The following is an 18725-nucleotide window of genomic DNA, read 5'->3' as shown; positions in this document are numbered from 1 at the left end:
AGCCTGCTGTGCAGGCAAGTTGAAATCGCCCGCCTCGCGCGGGCTTTTGTATTTTTTTATACGGCTAAAACCAGAATTTGTATGCTGCCAGTAATTGCCCTGGTCGGGCGCCCCAATGTGGGCAAATCCACACTTTTTAACCGGTTGACCAAGTCTCGCGACGCATTGGTGGCCAACTACGCCGGGCTTACCCGCGATCGCAAGTACGGTGAGGCGGAGATCGACGGGCGCAAGCTGTTACTGGTCGATACCGGTGGTATTTCCGGTGGCGAAGAAGGCATCGATGCGGCTATGGCCGAACAATCTATGCAGGCCATCGAAGAAGCAGACTTCGTACTCTTTTTGGTGGACAGCCGCGCCGGCCTGACCCCAGCCGACGAGATGATTGCCGAGCGCTTGCGCACCCGCTCCAAGCCCACTTTCCTGGTGGCCAACAAAGTTGATGGGGTAAACCCGGATATTGCCCTGGCACCTTTCTATGAATTGGGTATTGGTGAGCTTTTCCCGACGACTGCTACCCACGGGCGCGGTGTTCGCTCCCTGATGCAGCGGGTAATCGAGGACCTGCCCGAGCAAGAAGTTGAAGAGGAAGCCGAAGAAGCGACCGGAATCAAGATTGCCATTGTGGGCCGCCCCAATGTGGGGAAATCCACCCTGGTTAACCGCCTCTTGGGTGAGGACCGGGTTGTTGTCTACGATCAGCCCGGCACAACCCGCGATAGCGTCTATATCAATTATGAACGCGACGAAAAGCCTTACACCCTGATCGATACTGCGGGCATTCGCCGCCGGAAAAATATCAAGGAATCGGTGGAGAAGTTCTCTATCGTCAAAACCTTGCAGGCGGTGGAAGATGCCAACGTGGTGGTGCTGGTGATCGATGCCCGCGAAGGCCTGGTGGACCAGGATATGCACCTGATGGGCAGCGTAGTACAGGCGGGACGCGCGCTGGTAGTTGCCCTGAACAAGTGGGATGGGCTGGAAGCGGATCATCGCGACTATGTGAAAGCCGAGTTGGAGCGTCGCCTGCGCTTTGTGGACTTTGCTGATGTGCACTTTATTTCTGCACTACATGGCACCGGTGTTGGGCATCTATACGAGTCCATTGAGGGTGCTTACCAGAGCGCTACAGACAAACTGTCCACTAATCACCTCACTCGTATTCTGGAGTGGGCGGTAAGTGAGCACCAACCACCTTTGGTGCACGGACATCGTATCAAATTGCGCTACGCTCACGCCGGTGGACAAAATCCGCCGGTTATTGTGATCCACGGTAACCAGACTGAGCAGGTACCGGCACATTATGTGCGCTACCTGGAGAAGACTTTCCGCAAGGCTCTGGATTTGCACGGTACTCCGGTAAAAATTGAGTTCCGCACCAGCGCTAACCCCTACGCGGACAAAAAGAACAAGCTGAGTGACCGCCAGAAGGCCAAGAAACGCCGCCTGATGAAGTTTGTTAAAAAGAAGAAAAAATAAGAGGCGGTAACTTAGGTTACCTGTAAGCCGGCAAGGGATACTGCCGGTTTGCGCACCACTCCAGCTTCTACAGCCTTAACCCACAATGGAATGGCATTGTGGGATTTCTATCGTACCAGTGATCCCGTTTTTGACGGGGCCAGGGAAGAAACCACAAGGAGAATACGATGTTGAAGCTGAAGAATCCTGCATTGCTGCGCAACCAGTCCTATATCAATGGCCAGTGGATTGACGCTGATTCTGGCGATACCTTCGATGTGTTGGACCCGGCAACTGGCAAGGCGGTTGCCAGAATCGCCAACTTGGGGGCAGATGAGACTCGCCGTGCTATAGAAGCTGCTGATAAAGCCTGGCCTGCCTGGCGCGATACTCCGGTAAAAGAAAGAGCGAAAATTCTCAGACGCTGGTATGAGCTGATAATTGCTAACGCTGATGACCTAGCCATTATTTTGACCGCAGAGCAAGGCAAGCCACTGACAGAGTCCCGTACCGAAATTGTGTATGGTGCTAATTATGTCGAATGGTTTGCGGAAGAAGCCAAGCGCGTCTACGGGGATGTTATTAGCCCGCCTTCCAGTGATAAACGGCTCTTGGTTATCAAGCAGTCGATTGGTGTGACCTGTTCTGTAACGCCATGGAATTTCCCCAGCGCTATGATCGCACGCAAAATGGCTCCCGCTATTGCCGCAGGCTGTCCATTTATTGCCAAGCCCGCCTCCGAAACACCTCTATCCGCACTGGCTCTCGCAGTTCTCGCTGAGGAAGCGGGAATCCCCCCAGGTGTTTTTAATATTGTCGCAGGGGATAAGGCACCGGAGATTGGCGCAGAAATGACGGCCAATCCATTAGTGCGGAAATTTACTTTTACCGGTTCTACCGCTGTCGGAAAATTGCTGCAAGCCCAGTGTGCAGCAACCATGAAAAAAACCTCTATGGAATTGGGAGGTAATGCCCCATTTATTGTTTTTGATGATGCTGACATTGGCGAAGCCGTAAAGGGCGCAATTGTTTGTAAATATCGCAATGCCGGTCAAACCTGTGTATGCGCTAATCGCATTTTCGTGCAAGAAGGTGTTTACGAAGAATTTGCACAGAAATTTTCCGCTGCGGTAAACCAGCTTTCCATGGGCAGTGGTTTTGATAGCGGTGTCGACATGGGTCCTATGATTACCACCAAAGCAGTGAAGAAAACGGAATCTCTGGTGGAAGATGCGCTGCAAAAAGGCGCGCAAACCCTAGTTGCTGGTGGTCCCAGTACTATGGGGGAGTGCTTTTATTCTCCTGTAGTATTGGGTGGGGCCACCGATCAAATGCACTTGTTCAAAGAAGAGATCTTCGGTCCGGTAGCTCCGCTATATAAATTCTCCTCTGAAGAGGAAGTCATTAAAATGGCCAACGATACGGAATTTGGTCTGGCTTCTTATTTTTACTCCAGGGATATCGGTCGTATTTGGCGTGTTGCAGAGGGACTTGAATACGGTATGGTCGGTATCAATGAGGGTATTATTTCAAACGAAATGGCACCCTTTGGCGGTGTAAAAGAATCCGGGCAGGGGCGCGAGGGCTCAAAATACGGTATTGAGGATTACCTGGAAATAAAATATCTGTGTGTCGGCGGTATTGATAAGTAGTTTGTTAAAGTGTTTGGATTTTAAATGGTTGTAGAGCCTATTGCGCGGGTGCATTCCTGCTTTGGAGAAAAGTTTGGAGTACCCCGCCAGCCACTATTGGCGGATGCCAGTCGCGCCAGTATTGTGTTGTTACCTCCCCTGGATACGCCAGATGCAGTTGCCGGTCTGGAGCAAAATAGCCATATCTGGGTAGTGTTCCAATTTCACCAAGCCGCTGGGCAGTGGTCAGCTAAAGTGCGCCCGCCCCGTTTGGGCGGCAATAAGAAACTGGGTGTACTCGCCACTCGCTCGCCCTTTCGTCCCAATAATATCGGGCTGTCAGTAGTTCGTCTTCTGGAGGTGCGCACCTCTCCTAAAGTGGAGTTGATAGTTGCCGGGGCAGATTTGGTCGATGGTACGCCAGTGTTGGATATTAAACCCTATGTTCCCTATGCGGATGCGTTAACGCATGCGCAAAGTGAATTTGCTGACGCAGCTCCAGTGCAAATTCCCGTTACTATCCCCGAGCCAGTTCTGAATAAAGCCAAAGCCTACCGCGATGACTGGGGTACAGATCTCCCCCGTTTAATTGAACAGGTGTTATCCCAGGATCCAAGACCGGCATACCAAAAGACCGACCCTCAGCGCATTTATGGCATGCAATTGTGTGAATTCAATTTGCGTTGGCGTTATACCGATGCCGGAATAGAAGTGGTGGCACTGGAATAACCCTCGACCAGCTAGTTTCAGTATTCTGCAGCAAGTCAGGATGTGTCTCCTCCGTGACTGTCTAGGGTTCGGAAAGGATATGTCATTCATTTTCATGGGAAATACAATTCCCCAAGATACGGCATTCGCCTAAAAATAACGCCTAGCTATCCAAGGGCACAGCTATGCCAGTACGTGAAACCTTTAATTATCAAGGCTTAGATGCTATTCGCGTCGGCCGAGTCAATATGGGTGTTAATACAACCTTTGTTGTTTATCGCCTCAATGGAACCGTAATTGATACAGGTCCCAGCAATCAGTGGAAGTATGTCAAGCCGTTTATACAAAGCGCACCGCTAAAGCAGTTATTGCTGACTCATCACCACGAAGACCATAGTGGCAATGCCGGCGCTATCCAGAAACTTACCGGTGTGCAGGCGGTGGCCCCGGATCTGACTATTGGTATATTAAAAAAAGGCTTCCGAATTCCCCCGATGCAGAAGTTTTTCTGGGGAACTGCGGGAAAAGCGGAGGTGGCACCTCTTCCAGAGGAAGTCTACATTGGTGAAGAAAAAGTGGTTCCAGTATTTAGTCCCGGGCATGCAAAGGATATGACCTGCTATTTACTGCCTGAGCGCGGCTGGCTGTTTAGCGCTGATTTATTTATTGCCAACTACTTAAAGTTCCTGCGTATTGATGAAGATGTCCCTACATTAGTGAAAAGTATAAAGGGGGCCCTGGATCATTCATTTGACGTTATCCTTTGCCCTCATAGAGGTGTGGTGGAGGATGGTTGGCAGCAGTTGAGTAAAAAATATGAGTACCTGCTTAATCTATCTGGAGAGGCGCAGGAGTTGACGCAACAGGGATTTTCCTTGGAAGAGGTTACACAGCGCTTACTTGGAAAAGAGGGATTATTCAGTGCTTTGACGGGATATAACTTTTGCAAGAGGAATTTGATTGCTTCTTGTTTGACAGTTAACTTGGAAGAGATGCCCCGCTTCTAAATTCAGTTCTGGTTTCAGGGTAGCTTAAGCTGCCTGTCCCGCCTGTTTTACTTTTAGTACAAAAAATGTTCGTGACATTCTTGCGCTTAGTTAATTTTATGCCAAAAAGCCATCTATACATAAAAAATTAAAAAATTTTATTAAGGTTGACGACCGTTTTAGATAGTTATTATCATGCGTGGCAACTTGAGTAGTCAGTCCCATTATGGGTTTATGGGGCTAGATAGTACGGGCGATTAACTTTGACAGGATGTTATAGATTAGGAATCCAGCTGATTGGATTGCTGATATTTTTCTTCGGTAGTCAACTAGCAGTGGCTATAGATGAGTCTGCAGATGATCATCATCGTTGCATATCCCTACCCGACCGTCAGTCGTTTACCGGAATTTATGGGGTTGCTAAAAACACATCTGAATTGTGTTTTGCTCGCAGTGAAGAGTTAACTGGTACACTTGATCAATTTATATTGATTGATGTATCTGAAAAGTTACCTGATCAGAATGTACCCCAAGATATCCTTTCAATTACCACTTCTAGAGTTAAGACTAAGAAATTCCTTAAATCCAAGGCCATTCTAGTTTTTTCTGAACCCCACAAGAGGCACTCCTTGGCAAAGCTATGTCAGGAGCTTGTGAGTTCAGGTTTTGAAAAGCCAAAAGTACTGATTGGCAAGAGACCCGAAGAGTTGTCTCAAGCGAAGACCACCATAGTGTCTCCGAATGATTATTTGGTTGAGTTCAGTCATTTTGGCGCAGTTACTCTTGCAGCTACTCACAGTATTGGTGAAGAGCTAGTAAATATGGGAATCTCAGTTGTACCTCACCAGGTAGATGAAGACCTGAATACCAGAATACGCAGTGCATTTATTAGTTATTCACTAAATGGCTACTTGCCAATATTTGTTGTTGCGGAAGATGGGCAAGAACAACGTATAGCAAAAAAGTTAAAACTAGGCTTTAAAGGTGAGGCTTTCGTTATTGCCGGTGGATTAAGTGCTTTAAAGAATGCCGTAAGGAATAGTGCATTAGGTGCAGCTAAACGAGCGGGAGTGGATGGGATGCCGGGCTGTGCAAGATAAGAAGTACCAAGTTAAGTTTAGTCTGCTCGCCTGTTTACTGGGAGCGATAGTATTTGCTTGCTTTTGGGTATATAAGCAAGTTGAACCCAATGATGCAATATATAAAACTATCCAAACGATACGTTATAGTTTTGAAGTTAGTAATCGGTCGAATCGATATATAGCGAGCCCCGTTTTCAGTGCGTTTGCACCGGTAGAGCAAAATTCCTATCAAAAAACGGAATCTATTAACGCTAACTTTCCATTTGAGTTAAAAGTAGACCAGTCAGGTAACCAGGCGTTGTTATTTGATTTGCCTGGTCTAGCTCCCTTTTCCAGCCAAGTTGTCAATATAACCGCTGTAGTAAAGCTGGCCGATAAACCTCAACCATCTACTTTGGAAGACCCACGCTACCTTGGAAGTGAGCCGGGGATTGAAACAAAAGCACCAGAAATAGTCTCTCTAGCCTCTAAACTCAATGGTAATCCAGAAAAGATTAGTAGTTGGCTTTATCGCAATATCAGAGATATCGGCTATGTTGCCGAAGACAGAGGAGCGAGCTACGCAATAACAGCTCGGCAAGGAGACTGTACCGAATTTGCGTCGGCCTTTGTTGCGTTAACTCGATCTTCAAATATTCCGGCCCGTATGGTTGGGGGATTCACTATTGATAGTTCAGGTCGCTTATTTGCTGAAAATTATCACAACTGGGCTGAATACAAGGCTAATGATCAGTGGGAAATTGCTGATCCGCAGAATAATATACTGAATGCCGGATATGGATCCTATGTTGCATTTTATAACTTCGACGAGTATTCACGCTTGAAAAATAGTCAGCGTTTTTTGATTTATGACAAACGTCTGAGTGTGCAAATGCAATAGAAAATAAATAGTTCAGGAGTTCTCGTGAGCTTCTTGAGAATTGCTTTTAAAATTATCTAGATCTTTTCGTTTTGTATTTACGGGCGAAATAATATTGGGGAAATTAAATGAAAGGCTACTTGTCTGCACTTTTATTCATGGCCTTGACTGTGTTTGCTATTCAAGTTTCCGGTTACGGCGTAAATTCGATAGGCGCAGAAAGCTCCCCCGATAATGTTGACGATATAGAGAATATTTTCATAGATAGTGATACTACTATTTTAGAAACTGATAATTTCTATTCGGGTAAGAATATTGTTGTTGATGGCGTTGTGCTCACTCTGACTGGAAAGCACAGCTTTAATAGATTGGAGGTAGTTAATAATGGCCACGTTACTGCTTTAGTAAATGAAATAGTTGATTTGGAAGTGACTACTACCCTAATCGTATCCGCTGAATCTTCAATTAACCTTGATGGTAAAGGGCTAATCGGATCTGGCAGTAGTTATTACGGTGCTAGCCACGGAGGCACTGGCGGCGGACTTGCTTCTGACACGACTTATGGCGACTTTGCTGAGCCAACTTCCCTGGGAACTTCCCACAATTCTCATGCTCGAGGTGGGGGAGCTATAAAGCTTACGGTTGATAAATTAATTCTGGATGGTGGGATTTACGCAAATGGCGTACAGCCTGCTTACTATGGTGGTTCCAGCGGTGGCTCCATCTGGGTAATTGCCAATACTATTTCTGGGCTTGGTGAGCTGTCTGCTAATGGTGGTGATTCTGCAAATTCTTCTTCTTATTATGGCGGGGGTGGTGGTCGTATAGCCCTCTACTACGGACTTAATGAAGGTTTTGATTTCAATAATATCCAAGCCAAAGGAGGTAATTCATACAGCTCTTCTAAAGAGGATGGAGGCTCTGGAAGTACCTATATAAATGATCAATCTACGGGAGAGGGAAGGCTTGGTTTTATAGGTCTAAATAAAAATTCTGCACAAAGTTTATTTCAGGATGATATTCCGGCAAATACTTCCGTTGAATTTGTTAACACGAATCTTGTCCTTCTCGGTGATGTTTCGGGTATTACATCAACGGAATTTGTTAATAGTAATGTAACCATAAAGAATCCTGTTCCCCTCAAAACATTAATCCTGAAGGATAGCAGCCTTATACTAAATACCACAGGGATCCCTCAAGCGGAAGGAAATACTCTGCAACTTGATGGAAGCTATTTAAGTATATATCCGAACTCTACAGATGTACCGCCGACACAGTGGGATTCAGTTGTTCTCAGTAATCAGAGCTCTATCTCTCATGAGGCTGTAAGTGGGGATGGTGATTCGTTGGTAGGTATTAACTGGGATGTGGGCTATCTATTGGTAGATAAGGAATCCTTTATTGATAGCAGTGGGAGAGGCTTGATAGGAGGAAGTACTAGCTTTTACGGTGCTAGCCACGGAGGCACTGGTGGCGGACTTGCTTCTGACACGACTTATGGCGACTTTGCTGAGCCAACTTCCCTGGGAACTTCCCTCAATTCTCATGCTCGAGGTGGGGGAGCTATAAAGCTTACGGTTGATAAATTAATTCTGGATGGTGGGATTTACGCAAATGGCGTACAGCCTGCTTACTATGGTGGTTCCAGCGGTGGCTCCATCTGGGTAATTGCCAATACTATTTCTGGGCTTGGTGAGCTGTCTGCTAATGGTGGTGATTCTGCAAATTCTTCTTCTTATTATGGCGGGGGTGGTGGTCGTATAGCCCTCTACTACGGACTTAATGAAGGTTTTGATTTCAATAATATCCAAGCCAAAGGAGGTAATTCATACAGCTCTTCTAAAGAGGATGGAGGCTCTGGAAGTACCTATATAAATGATCAATCTACGGGAGAGGGAAGGCTTGGTTTTATAGGTCTAAATAAAAATTCTGCACAAAGTTTATTTCAGGATGATATTCCGGCAAATACTTCCGTTGAATTTGTTAACACGAATCTTGTCCTTCTCGGTGATGTTTCGGGTATTACATCAACGGAATTTGTTAATAGTAATGTAACCATAAAGAATCCTGTTCCCCTCAAAACATTAATCCTGAAGGATAGCAGCCTTATACTAAATACCACAGGGATTCCTCAAGCGGAAGGAAATACTCTGCAACTTGATGGAAGCTATTTAAGTATATATCCGAACTCTACAGATGTACCGCCGACACAGTGGGATTCAGTTGTTCTCAGTAATCAGAGCTCTATCTCTCATGAGGCTGTAAGTGGGGATGGTGATTCGTTGGTAGGTATTAACTGGGATGTGGGCTATCTATTGGTAGATAAGGAATCCTTTATTGATAGCAGTGGGAGAGGCTTGATAGGAGGAAGTACTAGCTTTTACGGTGCTAGCCACGGAGGCACTGGTGGCGGACTTGCTTCTGACACGACTTATGGCGACTTTGCTGAGCCAACTTCCCTGGGAACTTCCCTCAATTCTTATGCTCGAGGTGGGGGAGCTATAAAGCTTACGGTTGATAAATTAATTCTGGATGGTGGGATTTACGCAAATGGCGTACAGCCTGCTTACTATGGTGGTTCCAGCGGTGGCTCCATCTGGGTAATTGCCAATACTATTTCTGGGCTTGGTGAGCTGTCTGCTAATGGTGGTGATTCTGCAAATTCTTCTTCTTATTATGGCGGGGGTGGTGGTCGTATAGCCCTCTACTACGGACTTAATGAAGGTTTTGATTTCAATAATATCCAAGCCAAAGGAGGTAATTCATACAGCTCTTCTAAAGAGGATGGAGGCTCTGGAAGTACCTATATAAATGATCAATCTACGGGAGAGGGAAGGCTTGGTTTTATAGGTCTAAATAAAAATTCTGCACAAAGTTTATTTCAGGATGATATTCCGGCAAATACTTCCGTTGAATTTGTTAACACGAATCTTGTCCTTCTCGGTGATGTTTCGGGTATTACATCAACGGAATTTGTTAATAGTAATGTAACCATAAAGAATCCTGTTCCCCTCAAAACATTAATCCTGAAGGATAGCAGCCTTATACTAAATACCACAGGGATTCCTCAAGCGGAAGGAAATACTCTGCAACTTGATGGAAGCTATTTAAGTATATATCCGAACTCTACAGATGTACCGCCGACACAGTGGGATTCAGTTGTTCTCAGTAATCAGAGCTCTATCTCTCATGAGGCTGTAAGTGGGGATGGTGATTCGTTGGTAGGTATTAACTGGGATGTGGGCTATCTATTGGTAGATAAGGAATCCTTTATTGATAGCAGTGGGAGAGGCTTGATAGGAGGAAGTACTAGCTTTTACGGTGCTAGCCACGGAGGCACTGGCGGCGGACTTGCTTCTGACACGACTTATGGCGACTTTGCTGAGCCAACTTCCCTGGGAACTTCCCTCAATTCTTATGCTCGAGGTGGGGGAGCTATAAAGCTTACGGTTGATAAATTAATTCTGGATGGTGGGATTTACGCAAATGGCGTACAGCCTGCTTACTATGGTGGTTCCAGCGGTGGCTCCATCTGGGTAATTGCCAATACTATTTCTGGGCTTGGTGAGCTGTCTGCTAATGGTGGTGATTCTGCAAATTCTTCTTCTTATTATGGCGGGGGTGGTGGTCGTATAGCCCTCTACTACGGACTTAATGAAGGTTTTGATTTCAATAATATCCAAGCCAAAGGAGGTAATTCATACAGCTCTTCTAAAGAGGATGGAGGCTCTGGAAGTACCTATATAAATGATCAATCTACGGGAGAGGGAAGGCTTGGTTTTATAGGTCTAAATAAAAATTCTGCACAAAGTTTATTTCAGGATGATATTCCGGCAAATACTTCCGTTGAATTTGTTAACACGAATCTTGTCCTTCTCGGTGATGTTTCGGGTATTACATCAACGGAATTTGTTAATAGTAATGTAACCATAAAGAATCCTGTTCCCCTCAAAACATTAATCCTGAAGGATAGCAGCCTTATACTAAATACCACAGGGATTCCTCAAGCGGAAGGAAATACTCTGCAACTTGATGGAAGCTATTTAAGTATATATCCGAACTCTACAGATGTACCGCCGACACAGTGGGATTCAGTTGTTCTCAGTAATCAGAGCTCTATCTCTCATGAGGCTGTAAGTGGGGATGGTGATTCGTTGGTAGGTATTAACTGGGATGTGGGCTATCTATTGGTAGATAAGGAATCCTTTATTGATAGCAGTGGGAGAGGCTTGATAGGAGGAAGTACTAGCTTTTACGGTGCTAGCCACGGAGGCACTGGCGGCGGACTTGCTTCTGACACGACTTATGGCGACTTTGCTGAGCCAACTTCCCTGGGAACTTCCCTCAATTCTTATGCTCGAGGTGGGGGAGCTATAAAGCTTACGGTTGATAAATTAATTCTGGATGGTGGGATTTACGCAAATGGCGTACAGCCTGCTTACTATGGTGGTTCCAGCGGTGGCTCCATCTGGGTAATTGCCAATACTATTTCTGGGCTTGGTGAGCTGTCTGCTAATGGTGGTGATTCTGCAAATTCTCCTTCTTATTATGGCGGGGGTGGTGGTCGTATAGCCCTCTACTACGGACTTAATGAAGACTTTGATTTCAGTAAAATTGAGGCAAAAGGGGGAGATTCATACAGTTCCTCAAAAGAGGATGGCGGTGATGGTAGTGTTTATATTGAATCGCCAGCTCTTTGGGTAAGAGCCTTAAATATTGATGAAAAAATAAATTTTAATCTCACCGAGCTAACCGTTTATTTTAATACTTCTATTGAATCGTCTTCGATTGAAGTCGATGATTTTAGTCTAGAGGATGAGGGCGGACATTTTATAGCGATCAATAAGGTTGAACATACAGGAGTCTCCCAGGTAGTAATCTCATTTTCTGAGAAATTACAAGAGGGTGATTATAAATTATCGGTAGGTCCAAATATCTTTGCTGCTAATGGTATGGGGATGGATCAAGATAGAGATTCTATCGAATTAGAACCTTATGATGATGTGTATACATACATATTTCAAATAGATACAACGAGGCCAGATAAGCCAGTTGTAGACCTGGCAACCATTCCGGTGCTTCATGAGTCTAATAAGTCAGAGGTTAGTCTATCTGGTAGACGTGAAGAAAATACCTCGATTTGGATAAATGGTATTGAACAGGTTGTTAATGGAAGCGGTGATTGGGCTGGAACTTACTCATTACCAGAGGGTGAATCAATTCTTAGTATCGCTGCTATAGACTTGAGTGGAAATACATCTGATTTAGTTCAATTGAAGTTTTATATAGATACAATTGCTCCTTCAGTAACAAGTGTATACCCCACTGGACTTCATAGCATCTCACCACAAGTTGTCGCGTTAAATGTATTAGAAGCGGGATCTGGTATTGATCTGGAAACCAGTAAACTAATTATTAAACGCAATGATATTTCTCTATCCGGTTCCATAGATTTCTTCGAGGATCAGATTCAATTTACTCCCCAAGCACCATTTATTGATGGTGATTATGAGATTGCTGCTCAGGTAGCCGATAAGTTAGGTAATATTTCTTCACAACGTACTTATACTTTTACCCTGGACTACACGCCGCCAGTGGCACCAGTATTGGATGCATTTCCGCAGGTTACTACCGTTAATGCTCAAGTATTTTCCGGTACTAAAGAAGCGGATAGTGAAATATTGGTGAATGGCAACCTGACCGCTGTTAACTCATCTAGCACCAGCTGGAGTACCCAAGTTGCTCTTTTGCAAGGGGATAATGAAATTTCATTTACGGTACGCGACGCTGCAGGAAATGTTAGTGATCCATCAGTTGCACAGATTCGTTATGATAATACTCCTCCCGGGGTAGTAAGCCCGGTAATTGACCCCAGTGGTAGTGGTACTGAGGTGACCCTGGATTGGAGCAACTATAACGAGTTCGATAATGGCAATGACATAGCTGAGTATCGAATCTATCAAAGTGCGGCTAACTTTACTGATATCGCCGGTAAAACTCCGGTAGCGACAGTAGCACAGGGATCTAAGCTGTATCGGGTTGAGGGGTTGCCACGCGGAACGGCGATGCATTTTGCTGTTGTGGCTTATGATTCCCAGGGATTATTTAATCCATCGGTAAGTTCTATTGCAGTGACACCGGTTGATACCGTTGCACCAGATGAAATTACTAATTTAGTTGTGACACCAGGTGCAGATAACCTGATGCTGAGCTGGAATCCTTCTGCTAATTCTGCCGAAGATTTGGCGGGCTACCGTGTGGCATTTACTGAGAGTGATCGAGTGGATGATATTCCACTGTCGTCTTTGGCTGATCCCCAGGCACTGGTTCAATATCAAGTTACTGGTTTAAGTGCGGCTACTTCATATCCGTTACGTGTTTACGTTTACGATAATGATGGTAACAGCTCCAGCGGTATTACCGATTCCGGTACTACCCTATTGCCTAATCCGTCATCGGTCACTGTTGAGGCGAAGAGCAGCCGAATTGACCTTCAGTGGTCCAGTGTTTCCCCATATTCGCTTTTAAAAAATTATGCAGTATATGTAGAAGAAAATACTTTCAGTAGTATTTCGGGTATGCATTATCAATCACTGCGCAGTAAAGGGAGTGAATCTGATACTGAACACAGCTGGTCTATGGCTGGTTTGGAAAACGACAAGACCTATTATGTGGCAGTGGTGTCGGTGAATAATTCCAGTGGCTCTGAACAACTGGTGACACCGGTTGCGGTAACCCCTGTAGCAGATACCGACGGACCAGTAATTAGTGTTGCGGAGTACCAGCAGGGTGGTCAGGTTTTGGATCTAAATACTGCACCGGAATTATCGCAGGATGGTAATTTTAAAATCACGGCAACTGACGATTCAGGAGTAGCTCGTGTTGAGTTTTATTTGGATGGCAAGTTGGAAGGGACAGAGTACACAGCCATAACCAATGTCTTCACCCATGATATTGCGCTGCTTAATTTAGCTGATGGTGATCATGGGTTAACCGTAAAAATCTATGATATTTGGGAAAATGTAATAATTGAGCAGTATCAATTTAGTGTGGCCCTGGCTGCACCTACTGCCCCGCAAATTACTAGTCCATCCGAAGGCTGGTTAACCAATAGCGAGCAGGTAACAATTTATGGTACTGCTGAAAAACAAACCCAAGTTCAGGTTTATCTTGAGGGTGTGCCTACCGGTTATTCTGATACTGTCGATAATTACGGCAACTTCCAGGTAGATATTTCTCTGCAAGAGGGTGAAAACTCAATTACTGTAGCGGCTGAATACCCAGGTCGTGGAGGGTATGGTGCCCAAAGTGATGTGCGTAAAGTTAACCTGGATACCGACATCCCTGATGCGCCAAGCAACGTGACGGTGATAGAGCGAGAGCTGGGCCAGATCTCCCTTTCCTGGGACGCAGTAAGCAGTAATGACAGTAATAACCAAATAGCGGGCTATAACGTTTATCGTTCCAATGCTGAATTTACTTCGGTACTTGAAGGGGAACGGATTAATTCACAGCTATTAACCGAATTGAAACACAGTGACTTACCGACAGAAGATGGCGAATACTTTTATGCTGTTACTGCGGTTAATGAAGCGGCTACAGAGGGCAGTCTGTCCAGTTTGGTAGAAGCAAAGGCTGATAGTGAAGGCCCCCATGCGTTACAAGTGAGCTACCAGACAAACGGCTTGGTGGATAGCGCTAGTGGTCGCCATGGGCCGGGTACGGTAGAAGTAACCGTGCAATTTGATGAGCCATTACGCAATCAACCCTATTTTGCTATGGCGCCAGATGGTGGTGTGCCTGTCGCAGTAGAACTCAGCAAAGACTACAGCAATGACACTCTATATACCGGTAGCTTTATTATCGAGCCAGGCATGATGTCAGGTACCGCTTATGCAGTGATGTCTGCCCACGATAATGTGGGTAATCGCGGCACCGTTATTGAACAGGGTACCAGCCTGTTGATTGATGCTGAGGGCCCTGAAGTTATTGCTCTTACACTAAATCCCGGAGAGCCCTTAAAAGTTCACGAGCAGGATGGTTTGCAAGTGGAAGTGATATTGCAGCTGAGTGATGAAGTTAAAGCTGGGGCAATGCCTGAGCTGCTACCACTGGTGGGCAACACCGTGGTGCCCGGATTGGAATCTGGAATTATCCTTAATCGAGACGCCCAGTCTACTCAAGGACAGCCACTGTGGGTGGGCAGCTTTACCCTGCCAGCCTCTGTCGGCCAGGACGAGGAGGGCAATCCCACTGTAGATACGCTGCGCTTTAGTTTCCTGGCAGAGGATGATCTGGAGAACCAAAGCGATAAAATACGAGTGGCAAACTACTTCCAGGTTTATCAGGGTGACTTGCCACCTCTTGAAATTCCGCAGAGTTTGCAAGCTACTGCATTACCTGGCGGTGAGGTGGCGCTACAGTGGGATTCTGTTGAAGATGCTCGTTATGTTTTGTACCGCAAGGCCGAAGGAGATGCAGACTTTACGGAAGTTTTGCGTCTTTCTGAAACGAGTACTCAAGATACCTTGCCCACTGATGGTAACTACTATTACGGTATTGCCAGTGAACGCCGTAGTAACGACCAGATCGCAGTGAGTTCAATGAGTGTACCTGTCAAAGTGGGTGCCGATAGCATTCCGCCGGCAGCGCCAACGGAGCTGGCACTGGAGTTAAATGGGGCAGGTATCGTCGCTACTTGGCAGGCCCCCAGCGTCGACATTGAGGGTAGCTCCGAAAATGGAGAAACACTGACTTATAACCTCTATCGATTGGCGTTGGCCGAAGGGGAAAATGCTACTCATGAAACTCTGCAATCGGTAGGTCCTCTGCAAACGGGTATCCCCGATACCATTGCCTTGGATAAGGCACCCAGTGAAAGTGAGCATGCCTATGTGATAACCGCCTTGGATGAGGCGGGTAATGAATCTGCTCCCAGTGTGACGGCTTATCTCAATTTTGGTCTTTTACCGGTCTCCGACTTGAGTATTCAGGTAGACGCCAATGGCAGTCCCCAATTGCAGTGGAATCACTCTGGTAGCGCGATTTCTGGCTATCGAGTTTATGTTGGAGAAGAGGGAAGTCTGCAGGAAATCACCAGTGGATTAATTTCCCATAGTGGCAATCCCACGAGTTTTGTAGATAGTGACTTCAGTGCGGCGGAGCAGGGTGTAAATGCTGAGCGACGCTACACCGTAGTGGCTGAAGATAGTCTGGGAGCTACAAGTATTGGCCACAGCTTGTTATTACCGGCACTCTCAGTGGAAGTGGTTGAATCGAAGGAAGGTGAGTCAGCCATTAAGCGCGGTGTGATGAATGAGGTGCGTTTCCGAGTACAAAATCGCGGTAGTGGCGATATTAGCGGTGTCAAACTCTTTGCGACTGTTAATGATAATGGCACGGCCCGCGAGCACCAGTCTGTAGCCTTTAGTGTGGCTGCAGGTGGGCTGGTAGAAATTCCTATAATTATCGGTGGTTACGACAAGTTGGATACTATCAGTGATATTCAATTGCGTCTGGAACAATCTCCGCTTCCAGGAGAGACGATATTTATTAATACCGCCGATCAGGTTCTCGTTGGGGATGCGGCGTTGCGCTTGGATCTGGAAACCGACACTCTCTATCGCGGTGGTGTTGGGAAAGTCCGCTTTACTCTGGAAAACACATCCGCAGTAGAAACTGAGGTGCTGGTGGCACGCAGCAACGGCAGTGTAACTTCCGATGAAGTACGTATACGAATTGAAGACACGGATAGCAACCTGCTTGCACTTCAATCGGTACAGCAATTCACCGGTAATGTGATTACGGTAGCCAGTGGTGAAACCGTGGCACGTGTCCAGCCAGGCAAGACTTTTGTCTCTGACTGGATTGAAGTGGCTATCCCTGCAGCTGCACCGGATGATGTCACAATCACTTTAGAAATTGATCAGTTCCGCTACCACACTGGAAAAGATACCCAGGTGGCAATTCAAGGTAATGGCACTCGCATCCAGGCTTCACTTCAGGAAACTGCTTACTATGGTGAGTTGGATACTGTAGCTCCGCAGCAAGTTTATGGGACCGAGGAAGTTATCACTATTACCGGGCGAGCCCTCGACCGCGATAGTGACGCTGCCCTGAGTAATGTGCCTTTGTCTTTGGTTATGGAATTGCGTGGCTTTGAGCGCAGCGCTTCAGTCATTACCGATGCCACTGGTAATTTCTCTTACCAGTTTGATCCGCAGGGACAAAGCGGTAATTGGCTGGTCTCCGTTATCCATCCGGACAGCCTCTCTCGTCCTGTTCAAGGTGAGTTTGCAGTACTAACTTCTTCAGTAACGCCTGGGCAACTGAGCGTAAATATTCCACGTAACTACACCCAGGAAATGCCGATTACAGTGACGGCTGGCCACGGTACAGCGCTGAGTGATGTGCGTCTGGAATCGGTGGCTGCACCGGGTGAAGAGCAAATACAAATTCCCAGTGGCTTGCACCTGGACTTGGGGTCTGTCATTGAGCTGGCGGAGCAGGAGAAAGGAGTTATAAATCTTTCGCTCTCTGGCGATAACCTGGCCCCGGATCAGGGCTACCTATATTTTCAGGTATTGGCATCAGTAAATGGTATTGAGCAGTCCCTGGAAAATGTAGCCCTGGAATACAACTTGGCGGAGAGCCGCCCGGCTATAAATTTCACTCCCTCTTATGTGGACAGCGGTGTTGCCTTGGGTGGAACAACGACAGAAACCATCGAGTTGAAAAACACAGGGTTCGATACGCTGCGCAATACCACCCTGAGTTTAGTAGATGGTGAAGGTAATCCGGCACCTACATGGGTAAGAGTTGAGGGTACGGCCGCACTGGGGGATTTGGAAATTGGTGAAGGCCGCGATATCAATATCGCATTCAGCCCAGATAATACTGTGCCTCAGGGAAATTATGAATATCGCCTGGTAGTTGAAGGGGATGGTGGTTATAGCTTCACCTTGCAGTTGTTTGTGGCTGTAGTGACCTCGGAAATCGGCAATGCGTTCTTCCATATCAGTGATATCTACACGGCAACCCTGGATGAAAATAATACGCTCATCCCAGGTTTGACGGGTGCCAAGATCGAGCTGCAAAACGAGCAGGTACTATCTGAAACTCGCACTATCAATAGTGATGCCAACGGTGAAGCATTCTTGCAAGATCTGCCTGCAGGTCGTTATGCCTATCGTGTCACTGCCTTTGATCATGAAAGTGTATCCGGTCGACTCTGGGTTAAACCCGGGGCCACAGTTGCGGAAGATGTTTTCCTGATGAATCAAATCGTTAGTGTGGAATGGCAGGTGAATGAAATTAACCTGGAAGACCGCTACGAGATTACCTTGGAAGCTACCTTTGAAACCCAGGTCCCCGTAGCCGTAGTTATGCTTGATCCCATCAGTGTGACTCTGCCGGATATGCAAAAGGGCGATGTATTTAGCGGGGAGTTGAGTCTCACTAACTATGGATTGATAGGTGCGGAATCAATGATTGATAAATTACCTACCGGTAACGATACCGTGTCCTTCGAGTTTCTTGCCGAAGTACCAGAGACTTTAGAGGCAGGAGAGGTTGTGTATATACCGTACCGTATTACTGCCCTAAGGGACTTTAATCCGAATGAAGATGGCGAGGCTAGTGGTGCAGGTTGCGGTGGCCACAGTTATCAGTATCAAGTGAGCTATCAGAGTCAATGTGCCAATGGGCAAATAGTTCCAGGCGGCACTTCTACCCGCTGGGGCACGGCCTCGTATGGTTCTTGCGGTGGCGGTGGCGGTGGCGGTGGCGGTGGCGGGGGTTATTACTACGGAGGCGGAGGTGGCGGCGGTACTAGTTACGGTGGTGGCTATTCGTCTATTGGCGGTAATGACTCACTGCGTTGTGTGCCTGATCCAGCCTGTGATGACCCGGTATGTAATAAGGATAACAGCCCTCAGTAGACGCGATGTGGCTCTGCTGGTAAGAAGCTAATAAATACAAAAATAGAATATTGTAGTGGATG

7 protein-coding genes are annotated in these 18725 nt (G+C 46.4%); all 7 read left to right on the top strand.

Translation table 11 applies throughout. The annotated features are described in order from the left end of the window. The first annotated feature begins 81 nt into the window (after positions 1-81). On the top strand, positions 82-1479 hold the full coding sequence (gene der / locus ACJJIS_RS17065; protein ID WP_282934066.1) for a ribosome biogenesis GTPase Der: 1398 nt from the start codon (positions 82-84) through the stop codon (positions 1477-1479). A gap of 167 nt (positions 1480-1646) precedes the next feature. Then, complete coding sequence (locus tag ACJJIS_RS17060) at positions 1647-3110, top strand: NAD-dependent succinate-semialdehyde dehydrogenase (RefSeq protein WP_475708647.1); 1464 nt, start codon at positions 1647-1649, stop codon at positions 3108-3110. A 24-nt stretch (positions 3111-3134) separates the two neighbouring features. Further along, positions 3135-3818 (top strand): tRNA (N6-threonylcarbamoyladenosine(37)-N6)-methyltransferase TrmO, encoded by a 684-nt coding sequence (gene tsaA, locus ACJJIS_RS17055; protein WP_475708646.1) that lies wholly within the window; start codon positions 3135-3137, stop codon positions 3816-3818. Between the two features lie 164 nt (positions 3819-3982). Next, the gene (locus tag ACJJIS_RS17050; RefSeq protein WP_475708644.1) at positions 3983-4804 is read left to right on the top strand and encodes an MBL fold metallo-hydrolase; all 822 of its coding nucleotides are present in this window, start codon (positions 3983-3985) and stop codon (positions 4802-4804) included. A gap of 242 nt (positions 4805-5046) precedes the next feature. Continuing rightward, positions 5047-5883: a hypothetical protein gene (locus ACJJIS_RS17045; protein WP_475708643.1), complete on the top strand. Its 837-nt coding sequence runs from the start codon at positions 5047-5049 to the stop codon at positions 5881-5883. Beyond that, on the top strand, positions 5873-6745 hold the full coding sequence (locus ACJJIS_RS17040; RefSeq protein ID WP_475708642.1) for a transglutaminase-like domain-containing protein: 873 nt from the start codon (positions 5873-5875) through the stop codon (positions 6743-6745). The genes ACJJIS_RS17045 and ACJJIS_RS17040 overlap by 11 nt, the downstream gene beginning before the upstream one ends. Before the next feature lie 107 nt (positions 6746-6852). Then, complete coding sequence (locus ACJJIS_RS17035) at positions 6853-18663, top strand: fibronectin type III domain-containing protein (RefSeq protein ID WP_475708640.1); 11811 nt, start codon at positions 6853-6855, stop codon at positions 18661-18663. The last annotated feature ends 62 nt before the right edge of the window (positions 18664-18725 follow it).

The organism is Microbulbifer maximicatervae (SeqCode), from assembly GCF_056231245.1.
Note: the sequence above shows the minus strand (reverse complement) of the source record. Positions and strands in the feature narration are given on the sequence as shown.

Bases quoted from the DNA above. Each gene is read 5' to 3' on its own strand.
- der (WP_282934066.1), top strand. From the start codon at position 82: ATGCTGCCAGTAATTGCCCTGGTCGGGCGCCCCAATGTGGGCAAATCC.
- ACJJIS_RS17060 (WP_475708647.1), top strand. From the start codon at position 1,647: ATGTTGAAGCTGAAGAATCCTGCATTGCTGCGCAACCAGTCCTATATC.
- tsaA (WP_475708646.1), top strand. From the start codon at position 3,135: ATGGTTGTAGAGCCTATTGCGCGGGTGCATTCCTGCTTTGGAGAAAAG.
- ACJJIS_RS17050 (WP_475708644.1), top strand. From the start codon at position 3,983: ATGCCAGTACGTGAAACCTTTAATTATCAAGGCTTAGATGCTATTCGC.
- ACJJIS_RS17035 (WP_475708640.1), top strand. From the start codon at position 6,853: ATGAAAGGCTACTTGTCTGCACTTTTATTCATGGCCTTGACTGTGTTT.